The 23,134-nt window shown below is 70.8% G+C and carries 19 protein-coding genes and 1 pseudogene; 15 read left to right on the top strand and 5 right to left on the bottom strand.

Annotated features, from left to right (window positions below; genetic code table 11):
* Positions 1 to 15: 15 nt before the first annotated feature.
* The 3 genes from ACYVLJ_RS01750 to ACYVLJ_RS01740 all read left to right on the top strand — a co-directional run bounded on the left by ACYVLJ_RS01750 (position 16) and on the right by ACYVLJ_RS01740 (position 2,549).
* A complete protein-coding gene (locus ACYVLJ_RS01750) occupies positions 16 to 732 on the top strand; it encodes a response regulator transcription factor (protein WP_460437516.1) in 717 nt (238 codons plus the stop codon).
* The gene (locus ACYVLJ_RS01745) at positions 729 to 2,042 is read left to right on the top strand and encodes a sensor histidine kinase (RefSeq protein WP_460437515.1); all 1,314 of its coding nucleotides are present in this window, start codon (positions 729 to 731) and stop codon (positions 2,040 to 2,042) included. Before ACYVLJ_RS01750 ends, ACYVLJ_RS01745 begins: the two co-directional genes overlap by 4 nt.
* Positions 2,043 to 2,153: 111 nt before the next feature.
* Positions 2,154 to 2,549 (top strand): (deoxy)nucleoside triphosphate pyrophosphohydrolase, encoded by a 396-nt coding sequence (locus tag ACYVLJ_RS01740; RefSeq protein ID WP_451968109.1) that lies wholly within the window; start codon positions 2,154 to 2,156, stop codon positions 2,547 to 2,549.
* Between the two features lie 38 nt (positions 2,550 to 2,587).
* Here the strand turns inward: ACYVLJ_RS01740 and trpS are convergent, their stop codons facing one another.
* Positions 2,588 to 3,553 carry a tryptophan--tRNA ligase gene (trpS, locus tag ACYVLJ_RS01735; protein ID WP_460437514.1) on the bottom strand — a complete coding sequence of 322 codons (966 nt, stop codon included), beginning with the start codon at positions 3,551 to 3,553 and terminating at the stop codon, positions 2,588 to 2,590.
* 212 nt (positions 3,554 to 3,765) lie between these two features.
* On the opposite strand from trpS, the pseudogene ACYVLJ_RS01730 reads away from it, so the two are divergent.
* Positions 3,766 to 4,064, top strand: a pseudogene (locus ACYVLJ_RS01730) (YciI family protein).
* A gap of 1 nt (position 4,065) precedes the next feature.
* Here ACYVLJ_RS01730 and ACYVLJ_RS01725 read toward each other — a convergent pair.
* On the bottom strand, positions 4,066 to 4,215 hold the full coding sequence (locus tag ACYVLJ_RS01725; RefSeq protein WP_166641800.1) for a hypothetical protein: 150 nt from the start codon (positions 4,213 to 4,215) through the stop codon (positions 4,066 to 4,068).
* A gap of 194 nt (positions 4,216 to 4,409) precedes the next feature.
* Between ACYVLJ_RS01725 and typA the strand changes: the two genes are divergently transcribed.
* The 6 genes from typA to ACYVLJ_RS01695 all read left to right on the top strand — a co-directional run bounded on the left by typA (position 4,410) and on the right by ACYVLJ_RS01695 (position 13,771).
* Positions 4,410 to 6,335 (top strand): translational GTPase TypA, encoded by a 1,926-nt coding sequence (gene typA, locus ACYVLJ_RS01720; protein ID WP_451968103.1) that lies wholly within the window; start codon positions 4,410 to 4,412, stop codon positions 6,333 to 6,335.
* Positions 6,336 to 6,716: 381 nt separating this feature from the next.
* The gene (locus ACYVLJ_RS01715) at positions 6,717 to 8,453 is read left to right on the top strand and encodes an ABC transporter family substrate-binding protein (protein WP_451968102.1); all 1,737 of its coding nucleotides are present in this window, start codon (positions 6,717 to 6,719) and stop codon (positions 8,451 to 8,453) included.
* Positions 8,454 to 8,738: 285 nt separating this feature from the next.
* Entirely contained in the window at positions 8,739 to 10,550 is a 1,812-nt protein-coding gene (locus ACYVLJ_RS01710; protein ID WP_460437513.1) for an ABC transporter family substrate-binding protein, read from the top strand.
* 186 nt (positions 10,551 to 10,736) lie between these two features.
* The gene (locus ACYVLJ_RS01705) at positions 10,737 to 11,753 is read left to right on the top strand and encodes an ABC transporter permease (RefSeq protein WP_451968097.1); all 1,017 of its coding nucleotides are present in this window, start codon (positions 10,737 to 10,739) and stop codon (positions 11,751 to 11,753) included.
* Positions 11,746 to 12,675, top strand: a complete 930-nt coding sequence (locus ACYVLJ_RS01700) for an ABC transporter permease (RefSeq protein ID WP_451968095.1) — start codon at positions 11,746 to 11,748, stop codon at positions 12,673 to 12,675. The genes ACYVLJ_RS01705 and ACYVLJ_RS01700 overlap by 8 nt, the downstream gene beginning before the upstream one ends.
* 79 nt (positions 12,676 to 12,754) lie before the next feature.
* Positions 12,755 to 13,771, top strand: a complete 1,017-nt coding sequence (locus ACYVLJ_RS01695) for an ABC transporter permease (protein WP_451968094.1) — start codon at positions 12,755 to 12,757, stop codon at positions 13,769 to 13,771.
* 65 nt (positions 13,772 to 13,836) lie between these two features.
* On the opposite strand, the gene ACYVLJ_RS01690 is transcribed toward ACYVLJ_RS01695, so the two are convergent.
* Positions 13,837 to 15,618 carry an ABC transporter ATP-binding protein gene (locus tag ACYVLJ_RS01690; protein ID WP_451968093.1) on the bottom strand — a complete coding sequence of 594 codons (1,782 nt, stop codon included), beginning with the start codon at positions 15,616 to 15,618 and terminating at the stop codon, positions 13,837 to 13,839.
* A gap of 112 nt (positions 15,619 to 15,730) precedes the next feature.
* On the opposite strand from ACYVLJ_RS01690, the gene mshB reads away from it, so the two are divergent.
* From mshB to ACYVLJ_RS01675, 3 genes are read left to right on the top strand one after another with little or no spacing between them, the layout of a single operon-like run.
* Complete coding sequence (gene mshB, locus ACYVLJ_RS01685; protein WP_460437512.1) at positions 15,731 to 16,573, top strand: PIG-L family deacetylase; 843 nt, start codon at positions 15,731 to 15,733, stop codon at positions 16,571 to 16,573.
* Positions 16,570 to 16,962 (top strand): hypothetical protein, encoded by a 393-nt coding sequence (locus tag ACYVLJ_RS01680; RefSeq protein WP_451968089.1) that lies wholly within the window; start codon positions 16,570 to 16,572, stop codon positions 16,960 to 16,962. The genes mshB and ACYVLJ_RS01680 overlap by 4 nt, the downstream gene beginning before the upstream one ends.
* Positions 16,955 to 17,734 carry a hypothetical protein gene (locus ACYVLJ_RS01675; protein ID WP_451968087.1) on the top strand — a complete coding sequence of 260 codons (780 nt, stop codon included), beginning with the start codon at positions 16,955 to 16,957 and terminating at the stop codon, positions 17,732 to 17,734. The genes ACYVLJ_RS01680 and ACYVLJ_RS01675 overlap by 8 nt, the downstream gene beginning before the upstream one ends.
* A gap of 22 nt (positions 17,735 to 17,756) precedes the next feature.
* On the opposite strand, the gene ACYVLJ_RS01670 is transcribed toward ACYVLJ_RS01675, so the two are convergent.
* Entirely contained in the window at positions 17,757 to 18,518 is a 762-nt protein-coding gene (locus ACYVLJ_RS01670; protein ID WP_451969809.1) for a site-2 protease family protein, read from the bottom strand.
* Positions 18,519 to 18,781: 263 nt separating this feature from the next.
* On the opposite strand from ACYVLJ_RS01670, the gene ACYVLJ_RS01665 reads away from it, so the two are divergent.
* Together ACYVLJ_RS01665 and ACYVLJ_RS01660 are read left to right on the top strand one after the other, a co-directional pair.
* A complete protein-coding gene (locus ACYVLJ_RS01665; RefSeq protein ID WP_257918562.1) occupies positions 18,782 to 19,069 on the top strand; it encodes a WhiB family transcriptional regulator in 288 nt (95 codons plus the stop codon).
* A gap of 272 nt (positions 19,070 to 19,341) precedes the next feature.
* Positions 19,342 to 22,641 carry a glycosyltransferase gene (locus tag ACYVLJ_RS01660; protein WP_460437511.1) on the top strand — a complete coding sequence of 1,100 codons (3,300 nt, stop codon included), beginning with the start codon at positions 19,342 to 19,344 and terminating at the stop codon, positions 22,639 to 22,641.
* Here ACYVLJ_RS01660 and ACYVLJ_RS01655 read toward each other — a convergent pair.
* The gene (locus tag ACYVLJ_RS01655) at positions 22,602 to 23,066 is read right to left on the bottom strand and encodes a metallopeptidase family protein (RefSeq protein WP_257918203.1); all 465 of its coding nucleotides are present in this window, start codon (positions 23,064 to 23,066) and stop codon (positions 22,602 to 22,604) included. The two genes, ACYVLJ_RS01660 and ACYVLJ_RS01655, sit on opposite strands and share 40 nt — an antisense overlap.
* Positions 23,067 to 23,134 lie beyond the last annotated feature (68 nt).

Raw genomic sequence — 23,134 nt, 5'->3', positions numbered from 1 at the left:
CTGCGCAAACCGGCCATGATGAACCTCGTGAAACCTCGGGTGCTGGTGGTCGACGACGAACCGGGCGTGCGGAAGGCGCTGCAGCGCGGGCTGCGTGCGGAGGACATGGACGTGGTCACGGCCGCGGACGGGCCCACCGGGCTGCAGCTGGCGAGCACCGGCTCGTTCGACGTCATCCTGCTCGACATCATGCTGCCCGGGCTGTCCGGTTACCGCGTGCTGGAGCGGCTGCGCAAGGACGGCGTCACCACGCCGGTGCTGCTCGTCTCGGCCAAGGACGGCGAGATCGACCAGGCCGACGGCCTCGACCTCGGCGCCGACGGCTACCTCGTCAAGCCGTTCTCCTTCGTGGTGCTGGTCGCGCAGGTCCGCGCGACGCTGCGCCGTGCCGGGCCCGAGGCCGGCCGCGGCACGCTGCGGCTCGGCGCGCTGGAGGTCGACCGCGGGCTGCGTCAGGTGCACTGGAACGGCGAGGAGGTCGGGCTGAGCCCGCGCGAGTTCGCCCTGCTCGAGGTGCTCGTCGGCCGGGCCGGCACGGTCGTCACGAAGGACGAGCTGCTGCGCGCGGTCTGGGGCGAGGAGCAGGCCGTCACGCGCAACCTCGTCGAGGTGTACGTCGGGTACGTGCGGCGCAAGCTCGACGCGGTCGGCGCCGGTGCGCTGCTGCGGACCGTCCGCGGGCACGGCTACCTGGCCTCCGACGCGCAGCTCGACGAGGTCATCACCCCGTGAGCTCCTGGTGGCGGGGCCGGTCCCTGCAGGTCCGGATCACCCTGCTGGCCGCGACGATCACCCTCGGCTGCCTGCTCGGCCTGGCCGCGCTGGCCGCGTCGAACCTCTCGCCGCTGCTCATCGACTCGGTCGACCGCGAGCTGACGGGTGCGCTCGGCCCGGCCGGCGCCGAGGTGGGCGCCGGGCGTCCGCTGGCCGGCACGGCCCCGGTGACGCTGCGGGTGCTGGACATCTCGGGCGCGCCGGCGGACGGCGGCACGCCGACCGGGCTCGCCCTCTCGGACGTCTCGACGCTCAAGGCGGGCCAGCCGGTGCAGCGCGACGGCGCCCGGTACCTCGGCACGGTCGTCAGCACACCGGACGGGTCGCAACGGCTGGTCGTCGCGGGCGCGGGCCTGGTCGGGTTCTCCGCCGCGGTGCACTACGGCGGGGTGTGGCTGGTGGTGGTCGCCTCGGTCGGGGCGCTGGTCGCGGGGCTGGCGACGTGGCTGGTGGTGCGGCTTTCGCTGCGTCCGGTCGCGCGCATGCGGGGCTCGGTGCGGTCGTTGCCGCCGGGGTCGCGGCTGGCGCTGCCGGGCTCGCACGACGAGCTGCGCGCGCTCGCCGAGGAGTTCAACGCCCTTTTGGCGCGGCAGGAGCAGGCGGCCGAACGGTTGCGCCGGTTCACCGGCGACGCGGCCCACGAGCTGCGGTCGCCGGTCGCGTCCATCCGGGTGCAGGCCGAGGTCGCGGTCACCAACCCCGATCCGGAGCTGGCCCAGGAGACCCTTTCGGACATCCTCACCGAGGCCGAGCGGCTGTCGTCGCTGCTGGACGGGCTCTTGTCGCTGGCGCGTTCGGACGCGGGGGAGGTGCCCGCGTCGGAGCCGGTCGAGCTGGTCAGCGAGGTGCGCGCGGCCGTCGCGCGGCTGCCGGCCGGGGCGCCGGAAGCGCGGGTGAGCAACGCGGTCCAGCAGGCCTGGGCGTCGGCGGCGCACGCGGAGGTGGAGCTGGTGCTCGACAACCTGCTGCGCAACGCCTGCCGCTACGCGCGCGGCGAGATCGTGGTCTCGGTGCTGGCGTCGCGATCGTCGGTGCGCGTGGTGGTCGACGACGACGGCCCGGGCATCGCGCCGGAGCACCGCGAGAAGGTCTTCGACCGGTTCTACCGCATCGCGGACGACCGGGCCCGCTCGTCGGGGGGAACGGGACTCGGGCTGGCGATGGTCGCGGAGACCGTCCGGCGGCGGGGTGGCCGGGTCCAGGTGGGCGAGTCGCCGGACGGTGGGGCCCGGTTCGTCGTCACCTGGCGGCTCGCCTCGGGTGACTGAAGGGGCATCTCGCGTGATTGGGGAGGCATCTCGCGTGATGGGAGGGGCATCACGTGTGATTGGCGGGACGACACGGTCGGCCGTGGGGGCTTCCGGGTAGATTCCGGGGCTGTGAACGGTGTGATCGTGGGTGCCGCCCTGGTGCGCGACGGCAAGCTGCTGGCCCAGCAGCGGGCCTGGCCGCCGGGGCACGCGGGGCAGTGGGAACTGCCCGGTGGCCGGGTCGAGGCGGGCGAGTCCGAAGCCTTCGCGCTGGCCCGCGAGTGCAGTGAGGAGCTCGACGTCGTCATCGAGGTCGGGCGGCGCGTCGGTGAAGACGTCCCGCTGCCCGGCGAAAAGGTCCTCCGCATCTATGCCGCGAAGCTCGTTTCGCCCGGTGAGGAGCCGCGGGCCGTCGAGCACCTGGCCGTCCGCTGGCTCGGGCCCGACGACCTCGACGACGTCGACTGGCTGCCGGCCGACCGCATCCTGCTCCCGGCCTTCCGCGAACTGCTCGCGAGTCCGTGAAGGCCACATCGAGACCTCGATGTGGCCTTCACGGCTCTTCAACAGGCGCCGATCATCCGCAACGCCGCGTCGAGCCGGTGGGAGCCGCGCTCACGGGCGCGGTCCGCACCCGCCTTGCGCACGCGGTCCAGCTCCGCGACGTCGTCGAGCAGCGTTAACGCTCGTTCACGCAGCGGGCCGACCTCCTCGATCACGGCGTCGGCGACGGCGTCCTTCATCGCGCCGTACGACGAGAACTCCTCCGCCAGCTCGGCCGGGGAGCCGCCGCGGCAGGCCGCGAGGATCTCCAGCAGGTTCGCCATCCCCGGACGGTTGTCCGGGTCGTGCACCGGCACCGAGCCGCCGTCGGTGACCGCGCGGCGGATCTTGCGGCGGATCTGGTCCGGCTCGTCCAGCACGAACACCACGCCCACCGCGTCCCGCGTCGACTTCGACATCTTGCGGGCCGGGTCCGCGAGGTCCCGGACGCGCGCGCCGGCCGGCGGCAGCACCGCGCGCGGGACGGTGAACACGTCGCCGTAGGTGCCGTTGAACCGCTTGGCCAGCGTCCGCGTCAGCTCGACGTGCTGGCGCTGGTCCTCGCCGACCGGGACCTCGTCCGCGCCCTGCAGCAGGATGTCCGCCGCCATCAGCGCCGGGTACGTCAGCAGCGACAGCCGCACCCCGGCCTGGCCCTTCGACTTCTCCTTGAACTGGATCATCCGGGCAGCCTCGCCGTAGTTGCAGGTGCACTCGAGGACCCAGGTCAGCGCGCCCAGCTCGCGCGCGAGGTCGGACTGGACGAACACGCGCTCGGGGTCGATCCCGGCGGCGATGAGGACGGCGAGCTGCTCGCTCGCCAAGGATCGGAGTTTCGCCGGGTTGTGCGGGGTCGTCATGCCGTGCAGGTCGGCGACGAAGTACAGGTCGTCCACGTCGCCCTCACGCGCCCAGCGGCGCACGGCGCCGAGGTGGTTGCCGAGGTGGACGTGGCCGGAGGGCGTGATGCCGGAGAGCTTGCTCATCGTGTCTTCCTTCCGCGGGGGACCACCCCGGAGAAGGCACGAAAAAGGCCGCCCGTCCGGGGCGGCCGCTGGGTTCAGCGCAGGACTAGACGGCCGCCGTGGGCGGCCACCAGCTGCTGGTCTGCGCGTGCATGCCGCGACTATAGCCGGGGCTGTCACCACTTCGCATCGTCCGGGCGCGGGAACCCGCGAGCGGGTCTACCTTCTTAACCATGTATGTCGTCCTGCTGAACTACACGGCCCCGATCGAGGAAATCGACTACGCGCTCCCGGACCACGCCGAGTGGCTGAACAAGCAGTACGAGAGCGGCCACTTCCTGGCGTCCGGGCGGCGGAACCCCGCACCGGCGGCGTCATCATCACCCGGCCGATGGCCCGCGGGAAGCTCGACGCCATCCTGGCGTCGGACCCGTTCTCGGTGAAGCACCTGGCGCAGTACGAGGTGATCGAGTTCTCGCCGACGAAGACCGCGCCCGAGCTGAGGCTGGTCAACGAAGCGGTGACCCACTGAGCTAGGCGGCGAGGTCCAGCTTGGCCTTCTTGAGGGCGAGCACGGGGCACTTCTTGCAGCGCGGCTTCGACCGGCAGCACTTCTTCTTGACCTTGCCGGCCTTCATCAGCTTGCGCACGACCTTCCGCGGGTCGTCGTGCTTCTTGCCCACGCGCACGCACCTTCCGGATCGGCGACCGTCACCGGGTTTCCACGTTAGGCCAGCCTAATCGACAGGGGGGCGTGGGGCCGCTCACACCGGGGCGGCAGGTATCCTGGGTGAGGTCCGCGTGTGACCAGAGCCGGTCACGGGATGCCTGAACGGCTTGCGCGGCCATCCAACCCTTGAAGCTCAGGAGTTCTCGCGTGCCCGCAGCCAGCGCTACCGTCGAAACCGGCCGGCCGACCGGTAAGACCCGGCCCGACCTGCGCAATGTCGCGATCGTAGCCCACGTCGACCACGGCAAGACGACCCTCGTCGACGCGATGCTGCGCCAGTCCGGCGCCTTCGCCGAGCGCGCCGAGGTCGTGGACCGCGTGATGGACTCGGGGGAGCTCGAGCGCGAAAAGGGCATCACGATCCTCGCGAAGAACACCTCGATCCACCGCCAGACGCCCGAGGGCCAGGTGACGATCAACGTCATCGACACCCCCGGCCACGCCGACTTCGGCGGCGAGGTCGAGCGCGGCCTGGCCATGGTCGACGGCGTCGTCCTGCTGGTCGACGCGTCCGAGGGCCCGCTCCCGCAGACCCGGTTCGTGCTGCGCAAGACCCTCGAAGCCGGCCTGCCGGTGATCCTGCTGGTCAACAAGACCGACCGGCCGGACGCCCGGATCGCCGAGGTCGTCGAGGAGACCCACGACCTGCTGCTCGAGCTGGCCAGCGACATCGAGGACGCCGACCACGACGCGATCCTCGACCTCCCGGTCGTCTACGCCTCCGCGCGCGCCGGCAAGGCGAGCCTGGAGCAGCCCGCCGACGGCGAGATCCCCGAGAGCGAGAACCTCGACCCGCTGTTCGACACGCTGCTCCGGCACGTGCCGCCGCCCGCCGCCGACCTCGACGCGCCGCTGCAGGCGCTGGTCACCAACCTCGACGCGTCCAACTTCCTCGGCCGCATCGCGCTGATCCGCATCCACGCCGGCAAGCTCCGCAAGGGCCAGACCGTGGCCTGGATGCGCGAGGACGGCACGACGCAGAACGTCCGCATCTCCGAGCTGCTGGTCACCGAGGCGCTCACCCGCGTCCCGGCGACCGAGGCCAGCGCGGGCGAGCTCGTCGCCATCGCCGGCATCCCGGACATCACGATCGGCGACACCCTCGCCGACGTCGACAACCCGGTCGCGCTGCCGCGGATCACCGTCGACGAGCCCGCGATCTCGATGACCATCGGCGTCAACACCTCGCCGCTGGCCGGGCGCAACGGCGGCGACAAGGTCACCGCGCGGCTGGTCAAGGCCCGCCTCGACCAGGAGCTGATCGGTAACGTCTCGATCCGCGTCCTGCCGACCGAGCGCCCCGACACCTGGGAGGTCCAGGGCCGTGGCGAGCTGGCGCTGGCCATCCTGGTCGAGCAGATGCGGCGTGAGGGCTTCGAGCTGACCGTCGGCAAGCCGCAGGTGGTCCTGCGCACGATCGACGGCAAGCTGCACGAGCCGTTCGAGCGCCTCTACATCGACTCGCCGGAGGAGCACCTCGGCGCGATCACCCAGCTCCTGGCCGCGCGCAAGGGCCGCATGGAGGACATGAGCGGCAACGGCACCGGCCGGATCAAGCTGGAGTACGTGCTCCCGTCGCGCGGCCTGATCAGCTTCCGCACCGACTTCCTCACCGAGACCCGCGGCACCGGCATCGCGAACCACGTGTTCGAGGGCTACTTCCCGTGGGCGGGCGAGATCCGCACCCGCCACAGCGGCTCGCTGGTCGCCGACCGCACCGGCCCGGTCACCGCGTACGCGATGATCCAGCTGGCCGACCGCGGCACCTTCTTCGTCGAGCCGGGCGCCGAGGTGTACGAGGGCATGGTCGTGGGCGAGAACCCGCGCTTCGAGGACCTCGACATCAACATCACCAAGGAGAAGAAGCTGACCAACATGCGTCAGTCCTCCGCCGACGTGATGGAGACGCTGGCCCGCCCGCGCAAGATGGGCCTGGAAGAGGCGCTCGAGTTCTGCTCGGTCGACGAATGCGTCGAGGTCGCGCCGGAGGTCGTCCGGGTCCGCAAGGTCACCCTGGACGTCAATACCCGCGCGAAGGAGCGTTCTCGCGCCAAGAGCCGCGACAACGGCTGAGCCGAAAAACCCGAAAAGACCTCCCGGCATATCCCGCCGGGAGGTTTTTTCGTTGCCCATTTGTCACCCTGGGTGGATAATCGACCGACACGAAGTCACGAATTCCGCCGTTCTTCTCCTTATATCTTTATAGGGGCGCCGGCGGACTCGGCGCCTGGTGTTCACCACCCGGTGAATACCGTCCCGTGTCCGGCGCGTGTTCGTTCCGCCGTTCCGGAACGGTCCGGGAACCCGGACGGTCCTTCGCGCGTCTTTCCCCGTACCGGCACCATGGGGCGCCGGGACCGGCCGATCCGGGTATGGGAATCTCGGTTCCGGCCGCGGACGCGGTCGTGGGAGCATGGCTGACCCGATCGGCGGACTTCTGGGGAGGAACGGGGCGTGCGGGTGAAACGCAAGGCGGTGCCGGTGCTGGCGCTCGCGGCCGTGCTGGTCACCGCCTGCTCGAACACCCCGCCGCCACCGGTGGTGTCCTCGTCGGTCCCGCCCGCCTCGACCACCGGGAAGACGCCGTCGCAGATCGTCGTCGGGGTCGACGACGTGCTCGGCGGGTACAACCCGCACAACCTCGCCGACTCCTCGCAGGTCACCTCGGCGCTGTCGCAGCTGCTGCTGCCCTCGGTGTTCCGGCAGAAGGACGACGGCGCCACCCTGCTCGACAAGAGCCTCATGAAGTCCGCCGAGGTGGTCTCGCAGCAGCCGTTCGTGGTCGCCTACGAGATCCGGCCGGACGCGTCCTGGTCCGACGGCGCGCCCATCGCCGCCGAGGACTTCGACTACCTGCGCACGCAGATGCGCGACCAGCCCGGCGTGATCGAGCCGGCGGGCTACCGGCAGATCACCGACCTGCAGTCCCGCGAGGGCGGCAAGCGCGTCGAGGTCACCTTCGCCAAGCCGTACCCCGGCTGGCAGACGCTGTTCTCGGACCTGCTGCCCGCCCACCTGCTCAAGGACGCGCCCGACGGCTGGCGCGGGGCGCTGGCCTCGAACTTCCCGGCCGTCGCCGGCCCGTTCTCGATCAAGAGCCTCGACACCGCCCGCGGCGAAGTGATCCTCGAGCGCAACGAGCGCTACTGGGAGAAGCCCGCGGCGATCGACCGGATCGTGCTGCGCCGCTCGGACCAGAACACGCTGCTGGCCGCGCTGCGCAGCGGCAACGACCAGTTCGCGCTGGCCAGGACCACCGGCGACGAGCTCAAGCTCCTGGGCGAGCTCGGCCCGGCCGTGCAACTGCACACCGTCGCCCGGCCCCTGGTGGCCGACGTGCTGCTGCGCCCGGTCAGCGCCACCCTGCAGGACGCCCAGGTGCGGGCGGGCATCGCCGCCCTGGTCGACCGGCCCAAGCTCGTCACCGAGGGCGTCAACGGCGGCCCGTCGTCACAGCTGCACGCGGACGCGCAGGTGACAGCGCCGTCGGTGAAGGGCTACGCGGCGACCATCCCGCCCGGCCCGCCGACCGCGCCCGACGTCGCGAAGGCCGAAGAGTCGCTGAAGGCGGCCGGCTACGCGAAGACCGCGGGCACCTGGCGCAAGAACGGCAAGGCCCTCTCGCTGGTGATCGCCTCGCCGGGCACGCAGGAGCCGTACGCGACGATCGCCAAGGAGCTCACCAGCCAGCTCGCCGCGCAGGGCATCGAGGTCAACGCGATCACGCCGCAGCCGCGCGACCTGTTCAGCGGCCTGCTCGCGATGCCGGTCGTGAACGGGGTCCAGCAGCCGACCGGCGACTCGGCGGGCAACGTCGGCGTCGACATCGCGGTCGTGCCGCAGGCCGCCGGCGGCGACTCGGCTTCCGTGCTCGCGTCGACCTTCGGCTGCCGCCCCGAGCAGACGGCCGCGGGCGCGGACAAGACGAAACCCGTCGTACCGGGCAATTCGGCGGGGTTCTGCGACCCGGCGCTGCAGCCCTCGATCGACGCGGCGCTGTCCGGGGCGACCCCCGCCGGGGAGGCCCTGACCACCCTTGAGCCTGAACTTTGGCGTCAGAACGTGGTGATCCCGTTGTTCCAATTGGCTGACACCCTGGCGATCGGTTCGGGTATCTCGGGTGTCACACCCGGTCCCCCCATGGTGGGCCCGTTCGGGTCCGCCGTGAACTGGACTCGCGGCCCGAAGTAATCGCTCGGCTACGCATTCAGTACTACCGGGTGATCTTGACACACGCCTTCGAGTGGGACGCAGTGAATCCGTGAGGTAACCGTCGTATTTCTGGATGTCGGCTGGAAGTCACCCTTTGGTCACGATCGACCCTGAACTGGTGACTGTCGGTGCTTTTCCTTTCTAGCGTGCTCCCGCAGTGCGCCAGTTGAGTGTCGCTTGGCGTGTCGTAGGCTCCGGCACCAAACCGGAGCGGTGTGGGTCCTTGTCACAATTCAGGGGCTCAGTGCTAGGAGGGCACACTTCATGAGGAGAACCAAAGCAGTCTCCGCCTTGTCGCTCGTCGCAGGCGCTTCGCTGCTGCTGAGCGCCTGCAGCGGTGGCGACTCGGGCTCGGGCAGCACCGACCAGAACGGATCGTCGACCGACGTCAAGGCGATGGCGGTGGGCAAGGCCGAGCAGGGTGACTCGTTCAAGCTCGCGGACGTCAAGGGCTGGGACGGCACGGTCACGGTCGGGATCGACGACGGGTACTCGGGGTACAACAACCAGACCCCGGACACCAACAGCTCGTACAACACCTACATCTTGACCGCCGTCCTCGAAGACTCGTTCGTCCTCGACGGCAACAACAAGGTGCTGCTCAACAAGGACATCCTCGACTCGGTCGACGTGACCTCCAAGGACCCGCAGGTCGTCACGTACAAGATCAAGCCGAACCTCAAGTGGTCGGACAACCAGCCGTTCGACTGCAAGGACTTCTACCTGAACTGGCTCTCGCAGAGCGGCCAGGCCAAGGGCACGGACGGCAAGAACCCGTTCAACTCGGCCTCGACCACCGGTTACGACAAGATCAAGACCGCGACCTGCAAGGACAACCTGACCTTCGAGACGGACTTCAGCGAGCCGTACCTCGACTACAAGGGCCTGTTCAGCGGCGTCTCGATCCTGCCGGCGCACATCCTCGAGCAGAAGACCGGCATCGCGGACATCACCAAGCTCGCGCCGACCGGTGACCCGGCCCAGCTCTCCAAGGCCGGTGACTTCTGGACGAACAAGTGGAAGGGCTTCGACAAGTCGATCATGCCGGCCTCGGGCCCGTACATGATCGACGCGTTCGACGCGAACCAGAAGTCCGTCACGCTCGTGAAGAACCCGAACTGGGCGGGCGGCAAGGGCGGCCCGGCGAAGATCGTCGTGCGCGCCATGGAAGACACCAAGGCCATGGCGACCGCGCTGCAGAACGGTGAGATCGACGTCGCGGCGTCGACCCAGCCGGACGCCACCGCGGCCAACACGATGAAGGGCCTCGCGCCGCAGGGTGTGACCTACGGCTCGGCCCCGCAGCTCACCTACGAGCACCTTGACCTGCAGTTCAACCGCATGTTCAAGGACGACGCGCTGCGCAAGGCGTTCTTCGAGTCGATCGACCGCAAGGCGATCACCGACAAGCTGCTCAAGGAAGTCCAGGCCGACGCCGCTCCGCTGAACTCGGTCGTGTTCTTCCAGGGTGAAGAGGGCTACACCGACCTCTACAGCAGCAAGGCCGGGCTGGGCGCCGAGGCGGCGGCCAAGACCCTGAGCGACGCCGGCTGGGTCAAGGGTGCCGACGGCATCTTCGCCAAGGGCGGCCAGCGTGCTTCGTTCAAGATCACGCACAACCAGAACGCCCGCCGCAGCCAGACCGTCGAGATCATCATCTCGCAGGCCAAGGCGGCCGGCATCGAGGTCAAGGACGAGACCGACGCCAACTTCCTCAAGGGTGGCCGCGTCTCGACCGGTGACTACGACGTCGCGCTGTTCGGCTGGTCCTCGGCGCCGTTCAAGTCGCAGTCGCGCTCGATCTACGTCTGCCCGAACGACGGCGGTGACCAGAACTACCAGAACCTCTGCGACCAGAAGATCGACGAGTCGTTCAACGCCGCGGTGAAGGCGACCGACGAGACGGTCAAGACGCAGAGCTACCAGGCCGCCGACAAGGCCATCGCGGACAAGTACGCGACCGTGCCGCTGTTCCAGACGCCGAGCATGTGGGCGTTCAAGGGCATCGACCGCGTGTACATGCAGTCCTACAACGGTGTGCTGTGGAACGCCGGCGAGTGGGAGCAGAAGAAGTAGGGTCCGCCCTGCCTCTTCGTTCCCCTCGTTCCAGATGACCTGGGAGGTACCGGGGTCCGGCCACGAGCCGGGCCCCGGTACCCACCGGAAGTAGCTGTTGACCGTAGGGTTACCCCCACTACGGTAGACAACCGGGTAGCGGTCCAGCGCACTTCTGACGACCAGGCCCGGATGAGGAGCAGTTCGTTGAACCTGGTGATCTACATCCTTCGCCGTCTGGCGATATCGATTCCCGTCCTCCTGGTCGGGACCTTTTTGTCGTTCGTGATGGTCGCCGCCACCGGTGACCCGCTGGGCGAGCTCCGCCACAACCCGCAGATGAGCAAGGAAGCCATCGACGCCCTCTCCCACAAGATGGGGCTGGACCAGGGCATCGTGCCGCGGTACTTCCAGTGGCTCGGGCACTTCCTCACGGGTGACTGGGGCACGTCCATCGCACAGGGCAACGCCCTCGCGCCGGTCGCCCCCAAGGTGATGGCCGCCTTCGGCGTCACCTTCAAGCTGGTCGTCGGAGCCGAGATCCTGGCGCTGATCATCGGGATCATCGTCGGCGTGCTCGCCGCGGTGAAGCAGTACTCGATCATCGACTACATCGCCACGACGCTGGCCTTCCTGCTGTTCTCGATGCCGATCTTCTGCGTGGCGATCGTGCTCAAGAACTACGCGATCGAGATCAACGGCTGGGTGCGCGACCTCGGCCTGACCGACATCCTCGGCAACCCGTGGCTGCGCACGACCAGCCCGGAGCAGCTGAAAACCGACGGCGTCGGCGACTTCATAGCCAGCACCATCGGCGCCTACCTGCTCCCGGTGCTCTCGATCATGGCGATCAGCTTCGCCGCCTACAGCCGGTTCCAGCGCGCCTCGATGCTCGAGGTCCTGGGCTCGGACTACGTGCGCACCGCGCGGGCCAAGGGCCTCGCGAACGGCCGGGTCATCTTCCGGCACGCGTTCCGCAACGCCCTCATCCCCGTCACGACGCTGTTCTCGGTGAACTTCGGCTCGGTCCTCGCCGGCGCCATCATCACCGAAACGGTGTTCAACTGGCACGGTATGGGCACATTGCTGGTGGAAGCCGTGGGGAAGAACGACACTCAGGTGATGATGGGCTGGCTCGTGGTGATCGCCACCAGCGTGATCGTCGCCAACCTGATCGCCGACCTGATGTACGGCATCCTGGACCCGAGGATTCGCGTTGGCTGACTTGAACTCTCTTCTCGCGAGCGAGACCGCGGCCGCCGACGGCACCCTGCCGGCGGAGTCCCTGCCCGAACCCCGGAGCCAGGGCAAGCTGGTGCTCCGGAAGTTCCTGCACCACAAGCTGGCGATGGCGTCGACGGCGGTGCTGATCCTGATCGTGCTGCTCAGCATCATCTTGCCGATCTTCTGGAAGCACAACTACGAGGACAGCTCGTTCCCGTCGTTCGCCAAGCCGAGCGCCGACTTCCCGCTGGGCACCACCCAGGTCGGCAAGGACATGGTGTCGCAGATCCTGCGCGGCACCCAGTTCTCGCTGCTGATCGCGCTGACCGTGTCGATCCTGTCGACCGTGGTCGGCGTCGTCCTCGGGGCCCTGGCGGGCTACCTGCGCCGGTTCACCGACTCGGCGATCTCCCGGGTGACGGACCTGTTCCTGATCATCCCGCAGATCGCCGCGGCGGCCATCCTGGCGAAGGTGTTCGGCGGCGGTTCCTGGTACATCGTCGCGCTGGTGCTGGCGGCGTTCGGCTGGATGCAGATCGCCCGGATCACCCGGGCCGAGGCGATGTCGCTCGCCCAGCGCGAGTTCGTCGACGCGGCTCGCGCCTCGGGTGCCGGCACGTTCCGGATCATCTTCAAGCACCTGGTGCCGAACATGGTCGGCAGCATCACGGTCAACGCGACCCTCGCGGTCGCGCAGGCCGTGCTGGCGGAGGCCGCGCTGTCGTTCATCGGCCTCGGTGTCCAGCTGCCGGACACCTCGCTCGGCCGCGTCATCCTGGAGAACTACGCCCAGCTGCAGACGCGGCCGGCGCTGTTCTTCGGCCCGTTCATCGTGCTCGTGCTGATTTCACTGACGATCAACTTCATCGGTGACGGTCTTCGCGACGCCTTCGACCCGCGGCAGCGGAGAATGAAGGCCTGAACGCGCGACGCGGGGGTGACCGGTTCCGGTCGCCCCCGCGTCCGTTTCCAGCGGGGATCGCCGGACCTGGGGGTTTCGGATGAATCTCGTGCTCTACGTGCTCCGCCGGCTGGCCGTCTCGATCCCGGTCCTGCTGGTCGGCACCTTCCTCTGCTTCGTCATGGTGGCCAACACCGGCGACCCGCTCGGTGAGCTGCGGAGCAAGCCCGGGATCAGCGCCCAGGCGATCGCCGACACCGAACACCGGCTCGGCCTCGACCAGAGCGTCGTCGCGCGGTACTTCACCTGGCTCGGCCACTTCCTGACCGGCGACTGGGGCATCTCCATCGCCCAGGGCAACGCGCTCCAGGCGGTCCAGCCGAAGGTGATGGCGGCGTTCCGGGTCACGCTCGAGCTGGTGGTCGCCGCGTCGGTCCTGGCGCTGGTCTTCGGCGTGCTGGTCGGCGTCCTCGCCGCGGTCAAGCAGTACTCGATCTGGGACTACCTCGCGACGACGCTGGCGTTCCTGATGTTCTCGATGCCGATCTTCTGCGTCGCCATCGTCCTCAAGGGCTACGCGATCCGCCTCAACAGCTGGGTGCGCGACCTGGGCCTCGCCGACGTCCTGGGCGACCCGTGGCTGCGCACGACGAGCCCGGAGAGCCTCTCGGCGACCGGCGTCGGCGACGCGCTCGCGAAGTACGTCGGCGCGTTCCTGCTGCCGACGCTGTCCATCATGGCGATCACGTTCGCCGCGTACAGCCGTTTCCAGCGGGCGTCGATGCTGGAGGTCCTGAACGCCGACTTCGTCCGCACGGCCCGCGCCAAGGGCGTCTCGAACACGCGCGTGATCTGGCGCCACGCGTTCCGCAACGCGCTGATCCCGGTGATGACGCTGTTCTCGGTCAACTTCGGCGCCACGGTCACGGGCGCGATCATCACGGAGACGGTCTTCACCTGGCACGGCATGGGCACGCTGCTGGTGGAGGCGGTCAACAAGAACGACCCGCAGGTGCTGATGGGCTGGCTGGTGGTGATCGCGGCGAGCGTCGTGGTGGCGAACCTGATCGCGGACCTGATGTACGGCATCCTCGACCCCCGCATCCGCGTCGGCTGAGGTCCCGGAACGCCGGAAGGCCGCCACCCGAGCCGGGTGGCGGCCTTCCGGCGTTCCGGAGTGCCTCAGTCGGCCACGGGGGCCAGCCTGCCCGCCTCCCAGGCCGCGCGGCGCTCGGCCTGCAGCACCGGGTCCGCGACCGGCGCCGCGGACAGCAGGCGGCGCGTGTAGTCCTGCTGCGGCGAGTGCAGCACCTGGTCGCGCGTGCCGACCTCGACGAGCTTGCCGTGCTGCATCACCGCGACGCGGTCGGCCAGCAGGTCGACCACCGCCAGGTCGTGGCTGATGAACAGGCACGCGAACTGCAGCGACTGCTGCAGGTCGAGGAACAGGTCCAGCACGCGGGCCTGCACCGAGACGTCCAGCGCCGACGTCGGCTCGTCCGCGATGAGCAGGGCCGGGTCGAGCGAGAGCGCGCGGGCGATCGCCACGCGCTGGCGCTGGCCGCCGGAGAGCTCGTGCGGGTAGCGGTTCATGTAGTGCCCGCCCAGCTCGACCTTGTCGAGCAGCGAGCGCACGCGAGCCGCGAGCTCCTTGCCGGAGAGCACCTTGTGCAGCACCATCGGCTCGGCGATCGACTCGCCGATCGTCATCTTCGGGTCCAGCGTCGACGCCGGGTCCTGGAACACGATCGAGAAGTACCGGCGAAGCGGGCGAAGCTCCTTCGCCGACATCTTCGTGATGTCCTTGCCCGCGATCGAGACCGTGCCCGACGTCGGGTCGAGCAGGCGGATCGCGCAGCGGCCGACCGTCGTCTTGCCCGAGCCGGACTCGCCGACCAGGCCGACGATCTCGCCCTTGGCGATGGTCAGCGAGACGTCGTCGACCGCGCGGTTCTTGCCCTGACCGCGGCGGCCCGGGTACTCGAGCACCAGGTTCTTGATCTCCAGGGCCGGCGCGGCCTCCTCGATCACGGCCTCGAGCTCTTCGTCCGCCAGCCGGATCTCTTCGGCGATCTTGGCCGCCTCGGAGCTGTCGGTGGTGACGCCGGCGTCGTCGAGCAGGCGGCGTCCCTCGGGACGCTGGCCGAGCACCGGCACCGCGGCGAGCAGCCGCCGGGTGTAGTCCTCCTTCGGCGAAGCGAACAGCTCGCGCACCGGCGCCTCTTCGACGATCTCGCCCTGGTACATGACGATGACGCGGTCGGCCATGTCGGCGACGACGCCCATGTCGTGCGTGATCAGCACGATCGCGGTGTCGAGGGTGTCCCGCAGCTTGCGCAGCAGGCCCAGGATCTCGGCCTGGACGGTGACGTCGAGCGCCGTGGTCGGCTCGTCGGCGATGATGACCTGCGGGTCGCAGGCGATCGCCATGGCGATGACGACGCGCTGGCGCAGCCCGCCCGAGAGCTGGTGCGGGTACTGCTTGAACCGCAGCGGCGGGTTCGGGATGCCGACCATGTCGAGCAGCTCGACCGCGCGCTTGTCGGCGGCCGCCTTCGAGATGTCCTGGTGCGCGCGCAGGGCCTCGCGCAGCTGCCAGCCGACCGTGTAGACCGGGTTCAGCGCGGTCATCGGCTCCTGGAAGATCATCGCGACCTGGTTGCCGCGGATCTTCTGCTTCTCCTTCTCGGAGAGGCTGGCCAGGTTCCGCTCGCCGAGGCGCAGCTCGCCGGCGATCTTGCTGGTCTTGGGCAGCAGGCCCAGCACCGACATCGACGTGACGGACTTGCCGGACCCGGACTCCCCGACCACCGCGACGATCTCGCCGGGCTTGACATCGAACCCGATGCCCTTGACGGCTTCGACGATGCCGTCCTCGGTCCGGAACGACACGCTCAGGTCGGAGATCGACAGAACCGATCCTGACACGCCGGCGACGTCCGCCGAAGTTGCTTCAGTGCTCACCAGATGCCCTTCGTGGGGGTACAACGAGGCGCGACGCGGCGGTCGCGACTCGCGCGAGGATAACCGAGGGTGTCCCCGACTTAGGTCGGAGCACGGGAATTACGCTCAACCCGTGATCTCCCCGGTACCGCGCAGGCTGCTGCTCGTCCACGCCCATCCCGACGACGAAAGCATCACCACCGGCGCCACGATCGCACGATACGCCGCCGAAGGCGCCGAGGTGACCGTGGTGACCTGCACTTTGGGCGAGGAGGGCGAGATCATGGCCGGCCTGCCCGAGCTGGCCGGGCTCGGCTCGTGGGCCGCCGACCAGCTCGGCGGCTACCGCGTCGCCGAGCTGAAGGCCGCGTGCGCCGCGCTGGGGGTGTCACGACATCGTTATCTGGGCGGGATCGGCCGGTGGCGCGATTCGGGCATGGCGGGCACCCCGTCGGCGTCGCACCCGCGGGCGTTCACCGGCGGCAGTGCCGAAGAGCAGGCCGGGCAGCTCGCGGAGATCCTCGAGGAGGTGCGGCCCCAGGTCGTCGTCACCTACGACGCCTTCGGCGGCTACGGCCACCCCGACCACATCCGGGCCCACGAGATCACCATGGCGGCCGCGCCGCGGGCGGAGTCCGTGGCCCGCGTGTTCCACACGGTGGCGTCCCGGACCGCGGTGCGCACCGGGCTGGCCGCGCTGCGGGCGCGGGGCACCGAATACCGCGTCCCGCCGGACGACGAGCTGCCCACGACGGCCGACGAGGAGATCACGACGGTGCTCGACGTCGCCGCGCACGTCCCGGCGAAGCTGGCGGCCCTGCGCGCGCACGCGACGCAGCTGGCCGTGGTCGACGGCGACGTCCCGTACTTCGCGCTGACGAACGAGCTCGCCCAGCCGATCCCGGCCCGCGACGCCTTCGTCCTCGCCCACGGCCCGGCCGAGGGCGCGGCGCACGACCTGTTCGGCGGGCTGTGACCGTGCCGGACCGGCTGACGACCGAGCAGGTCCTGTTCCTGGTGCTGCTCGCCCTCGACGCGGTGCTGCTGGCCGTGCTGGAGCTGTTCTTCCTGCCGCTGCGGATCGGCGTCGTGCCACTGCCGGTGACGGTCCTCGTCGGCGCGGTCACCACGCCGTGGCTGGTCTCGACGGCGGGCAAGCTGGTGCGGCCCGGCCTTTCGTGGGTACCCCTGGCCGTGTGGGTGGTCGTCGTGTTCGGGTTCGGCATGCTGGGCCCGGGCGGCGACCTGGTGCTGATCCAGGACTGGCGCGCGCTGGTGCTGCTCGGCGCGAGCGCGCTGCCGGCGGCGCTGGTGCTCGGCGGCGGGCTGGGCCGGGCGGCGGGAAGGAAACCGGGACGTGGCTGAGGCGATTTCCGACAAGCAGGTCGTGGCGGTGCTGCGGCCGTTCGTCCGGGCGTGCGGGCCGGTGCTCGACGCACTGCGCGAGTCCGACCCGTTCGGCCTGCAGGCGCGGGCGCGCGAGGACCTCGCCGAGGTCGAGCCGGGGCTCAAGGCGAAGCTGATCAACGGCGTGACGTCGGTGAAGGTGCCCGGCACGGCGGCGTGGGCGCGGATGACGGGCTACGACCGGTCGAGCTGGTGGATGAACCGCGTCGGCCGCTTCACGGCGCTGCTGACGTCGATCCCGGGCCTGGGCGGCGCGCTGGCCGACCGGCTGCCGGTGCAGGACGCGCTGGGGGCGGCGTCGCAGGGCCTGCTGCTGTGCGCGATCGCGGGCGAGTACGGCGTGACCGACGTCGGCACCCGGGTCCGGCTCATCGCGTGGGTGCTCTTCGAGCGCGAAATCGACGTGGACCTCGCGGCGGGCAAGCACCCGGACCACGACGAAGCCGCGGAGGCGGACGAAGCGGCGAAGCTGACCGAAGAGCTGACGGCGTCGGAGAAGAAACACGGCAAGGCGACGATCAAGGCGGCGGCGGGCACGCTGTGGCGCCTGGGCCGCGGGTTGCTGGGCATCACCGGAGAGCTGGAGAAGCGGCCGCGCGGCAACTTCCTGCACCGTGCGATCGGCATGTTGCCGGTCGTCGGCGCGGCGGGGGACTACCTCGGTGAGCGGTCGGGCCTGCGCGTGGTGTGGAAGCGGGCGCACGTCTGGCTGACCGAGCGCCGCACGTGACCTCCCCGCGCGGCGCTCGGCCTCACCGCCAGAACTGGAAGACGCTGACCCCGATCTGCGCACCGTCCACATAGCCCCCGAACGCGTTGAAGAGCGCGTACGCACCGTCCCACAGGGCGGCGTTGGCCGGCTTGAAGAAGAACAGCAGCGCGAACAGCAGGATCGGCGCCCACGGACGCACCTGCGCGCCGAACGCGCGGGCCTGCGGCGGCAGGTACGGCTCGATCGCGCCCCAGCCGTCGAGGCCCGGGATCGGCAGGATGTTCAGGATGAACGTCACGACCTGCAGCAGCGCCAGGTAGGACATCGCGATCACCAGGCCGCCCGCCATCGGGACCAGGGAGACGACCAGCGCCAGCGCGGCGCCGACCGCGAGGTTGCTCAGCGGGCCGGCCAGCGACACCCACGTCGACGTCCCGCGGCTGCGCAGCGCACCCCGGTTGATCCACACCGCGCCACCCGGCAGCGGGATGCCGCCGATGATCAGGAAGATCAGCGGCAGCACGATCGAGAGGACCGGATCGGTGTACTTCCGCACGTCCAGGGTGAGGTAACCCTTGTGGGCGACGCTGAAGTCGCCGCCGCGGTAGGCGACCATCGCGTGGCCGAACTCGTGCAGCGAAAGCGACGCCACCCAGCCGGCCGCGACGAAGATCACCACACCGGCGATGAGGAGCGGATCGCGGTCGCGGACGAAAACCGTGTTGATGTCCCCGAACGCGGCCATCACGCCGCCCGCGACGGTGAGCGCGAGGATGCCGAGGAAGACCGGGCTGGGGCGCACTGCTGACTTCTGCACGGTTCCAGTCTTCCGTATGCCCGGTGTGAAGTTACCGGCGTGTCCCCTTGCGCGAACGGGCCCGAACGTCCCCCGAACTCGCTACTCCGCTTGACCTGACCGCACTACACGGGTGTAATCACAGTGATGTCATTCGCCGCCGAGAGGGGACGGCGAGTGTCGTTTCACCACCGCCAGCCTGGGGAGTGCTAGGGAGCGAGGAGGCGGACGTGCGGTTGGAAGCCGATGGTAAGGAATGGGGGCACGTCATGGGTTGGGGCGAGATCCCGGAGCAGGCTCTGGGCGATCTCACCGAGCTCATCGATGCCACCGAGGAAGAGCAGGACTGGCAAGAACGCGCCCTGTGCGCGCAGACGGACCCGGAGGCGTTCTTCCCCGAGAAGGGCGGCTCCACCCGCGAAGCCAAGCGGATCTGCCTGGGCTGCGAGGTCAAGGACGAGTGCCTTGAGTACGCGCTGGCCCACGACGAACGCTTCGGCATCTGGGGCGGTCTGTCCGAGCGGGAGCGCCGGAAGCTGAAGAAACGAGCGATCTAGGGCGAGGTGTGTTCGCGGAACGCGCGAACCGCGATCGCTCGTTTCAGCGTCTTCTGGGGGTGCAACCCCCAGACCCCGCCCGGGGGCAGGCCCCCGGACCCCCGCCGTGGCTCGCGTTGGGCGTGGATCGCGCGGCTTCGGCGGAAATCGTGTCTCCGTCCGTGCGCCCACGTGGTTCCACTGCGTGGGCGCACGGCGTGGGTTCACCGCCGGGTGACGGACCGGGGCCGTAGGGTGGCCGCACCGATCCGCCGCCTGATCCGGAGTCCTCGTTGCCCCGCACCGCCGCGCCGCCCGCCCTGCGCACCGCGCCCGTTCTGGCCATTGTGGTCTGTCACAACGGCGAAAACTGGCTACCGCTGGCGCTTTCCTCGTTGCGCCGCAGCACCGTCCGGCCCCGGCACGTGCTCGCCGTCGACACCGGATCGACCGACGCCACCGCGCGGCTGCTCGCCGAAGCGGCCGAAGACCCCGGCCCCGGTTCGTCCCCCGTCCTGTCCGGGGTGATCACACTTTCGAGTGATACCGGCTTCGCCGCCGCGATCGCCGAAGCCGTCGCGCACGCCACCGAGCGGTGGGGCGACCCCGGATCCTGGCTGTGGCTGCTGCACGACGACTGCGCACCCGAACCCGACTGCCTCGACGAACTCCTGCGCGTCGCCACCAAAACACCGTCGGCGACCGTGCTCGGCTCGCTCGGCCTCGACTGGACCGACCCCCGCCTGATCGTCGAAGCCGGCCTCTCCACCGACGCCTCCGGGCACCGCCAGCAGATCGCCGCCCTCGGCGAAGAACCCGCCGAGGTGCTCGCCGTCCCCAGCGCGGGCTCGCTGGTGCGCCGCGACGCCTGGGACGAACTCGGCGGCTTCGACCCGGAATTCCCGTTGCTGCGCGAGGATCTCGACTTCGGCTGGCGCGCGAACGCCGCCGGCGGCCTCGTTCTCTCCGTGCCCACCGCGCGGGTGCGGCACGCACGCGCCGTCACGACCGGGCAGCGCCCGGCCGACGCCGTCGCCACCCCGCTCGCCGCCGCGAACCGCGCCCACGGGCTGCGCGTCTTCCTGGTCAACTGCTCGGCGTTTTCCTTCTGGCTGGGGATGCTCCGGCTCCCGCTGCTTTCGCTGCTGCGCGCGCTGGCGTTCTTCGTGCTGCGCCGCACCGGCGAAGCACGGGCCGAGTTCGGCGCCGCGGTGTACCTCCTCAGTGGACGCGGCGGATTGCGCGCCGCGCGGGCTCACCGGCGGCGGAATCCGCGGCCGGGCAGCGTTCGCGGGCTCTTCACCGGACGCGTGACGCGGCTGCGCAACGCCGTCCGCGCGGGCGTCGTCGGGCTCGTGCGCCGCGGCGTCGAGGAGGACGTCGCGCTCGGCCGGGTGCCCGAGACCGTCGAAACCGAATCGGCGTGGGTGACGCCGGAAGCGCTGGACGCGCGCGAAACCCGCCCGGTCGGGCCGGACGCGCTGCCCGCGGGCGCGCTGCGCGGGCTCAGCTCGCGGGGGTCGGGGCTGCGCCGGCCGGGCACGCTCGTCGCCGTCGCGCTGCCGGAAACCGCGGCCCCCGAACCGGTCTCCGAAACCGAGGAACCGGCGGAAGAGCCGGAGCTCGTCTTCGTCGAGGTGAACCGCCGGCGCGTGCTGGCGGCGACGATCTTCGCGCCGCCGGTGGTGCTGCTCGTCGTGCTGACCGCGCTGGGGCTGGTCGTCAACCGTGCCCGCCTCGGCCTGGACCTCTTCGGCGGCAAGCTGCTGCCGGTCGGCGGCCTGGGGGAGATCTGGTCGTCGTACCTCGAGCCGTGGCACGCGGTCGCGGGCGGCACCGGCGCGCCGACGTCGGCGGCCCTGCCGGTGCTCGGCACGCTGGGCGCGGTGTTCGCGCCGATCGGCGGCCCGGCCGCGCTGGTGGCGATCCTCGTCCTCGGTGACATCCCCTTGGCCGCGCTGAGCGCGTACGTGGCCACGCGACGGCTTCGCGTGCGCCGGTGGGTCCGCGCGGTCGTCGCCGCGACGTACGCGCTGCTGCCCGCCGCCACCGCCGCGGTGGCGCAGGGCCGGCTCGACGTCGTCGTGGTGCACCTGGTGCTGCCGCCGGTCGCCGCGGGCATCGCCGGGCTGCTGACCCGGGCGGACACGCGCTGGCTGCACGTGTCCGCGCTGTCGGCGTTCGGCGTGGCGCTGCTCGGCGCCTTCTCGCCGCTGGCGCACGGGCTCGCGCTCGCCGGGCTGCTGGTCGGCTTCGTCGTGCTGCCCGCGCCGACGGGCCTGGCGCGGCGGATCGCGTCGGTCGGCATCGTGGTGCTGCTGCCGCTGGCGTTGCTGCTGCCGTGGCCGACGGTCCTGCTCCGGCACCCGGAACTGCTCGTGCAAGGACTCGGCGGCGCCGCCTCGGCGGTGTCCGGGACCGACCTGGCCGGGCTCGACCCCGGCGGGCCGGGCGCGTGGCCGATCGGCGTCGCGGTGATCGCGGCGGCCCTGATCGCGATCGTCGTCCGGCCGACGAAGCTCGCCGCCGGCGGACTCGCCCTGGCCGCGCTGGGCGCCGGCGGGCTGGTCCTGGTGCGGCTGGTGACCGCGACGCCGATGCAGGGCGGCCCGGCGGCCCACGGCCACGCGGGCGTGCCGCTGCTGATCGTCGGCGCCGGGCTGCTGTGGGTCGTGCTCGGCTCGTGGCAGCGCGGCGGCTCGGCCGGCGTGCCGGCGACGTGGCTGCCGAAGGTGTTCGCGGTCGCCGGGGTCGTGGTGTTCCTCGCCCTGGCCGCCGGCGCGGTGGTGGTCGGCTCGGCCGGCCCGCTGCGGGCCGGGGCCCGGCCTTCGCTGGCGCCGGAGGTGGCGGCCGAGGTCGCCGCGTCCGGCCGGTCCGTGCTGGACCTCGCCCCGGACGCGACCCGCCAGACCGGCGGCCGCCTGCCCCACTACGGCGACGACGAACTGGCCCCGACGCCGGGCACCACGACCCGGCTGGCCGGCTGGCGCCGCGACCTCGGCCAGGGTGACGCGGCGGCGGTCCAGCGCACGTTCGCCGCCGCGGCCGCGGCCGGCGTGCAGTTCGTGGTGCTGCCGGCGGGCGTCGACCCGCAGCTGTACCTCCCGCTGGCCAAGGACATGGTCTCGGTGGCCGCGCCGACGTCCGACGGCCGCGGCGTCCTGAAGCTGCTTTCCCCGGCGGGGCAAGTGATCTTGATTTCGCCGGAGCAGGCCAAGGCGGCCGTGACGGGCGGCAGCGCGCCCGGGAACGCGCCGGGTGTGGCGCCGGTGCAGGCGGGCCTGCCGGACGTGCGCGTCCGGGTCTCGGACGGCCCGACCGGGCGGCTGCTGGTGCTGGCGGCCGAGCAGGAAGCGGGCTGGAAGGCTTCGGTGGGCGGCAAGCCGGTGCCGATCGTCCCGGCGTGGGGGCACCAGGTCGCGGTTTCGGTGCCGCCGGCGTCGTCCGAGGTGACGGTGGAGTTCCCGGGCACGGAACGGAACCTGCTGCTGCTCGCCCAGCTGGCGGCGGTGCTGTTCACGCTGCTGACGGCGGTCCCGGCCCGGCGCCGGCCCTACTCGCCTTCGATGACGTCCGGTTCCACGCCCAGGTAGCCGGCGACCTGCTCCACCAGCACGTCGTGCACCAGGTCCGCCAGCTCCGACGGGTCCTTCGCCCGGGCCTCCAGCGGCCGCCGGTACAGCACGATCCGGGCGCGCGTCGGCATGCCCGTCCGGTCGACGCCCGCCGGGACCAGCCGCGACAGCGGGACCGCGCCGTCGTGCAGGACGCCGTCCGCCGGGGCGCGGCCGTTCTCGCGGACCTCCGGCACGTCGTCGACCGCGACGTCCAGCTTCGTCAGCTCGTGGCGCCAGCGGGCTTCGATCGGCTCCAGCGCGTCCAGCACCAGCGCGTCGAAGCGTTCCGCGCGGCTCGCGGCGGCGGGCAGTGTCGCCGGGTACAGCGTCCCGCGCAGGCCCCGGCCGTGCCGGTCCCTTCGCAGGCGCCGCCGCTGTCGGTAGTCACGAGCCGTCGCCACCCCCGAAGTCTATGCGGTCGGCGGGTCGCAGCGCGTGTCGCCGGTACGAGCTTGCGGCGACGCGCTAT

It is taken from the genome of Amycolatopsis stemonae (assembly GCF_054781455.1).
The sequence above is the reverse complement of the archived record's forward strand: the minus strand, read 5'-3'. Positions and strand labels throughout refer to the sequence as shown.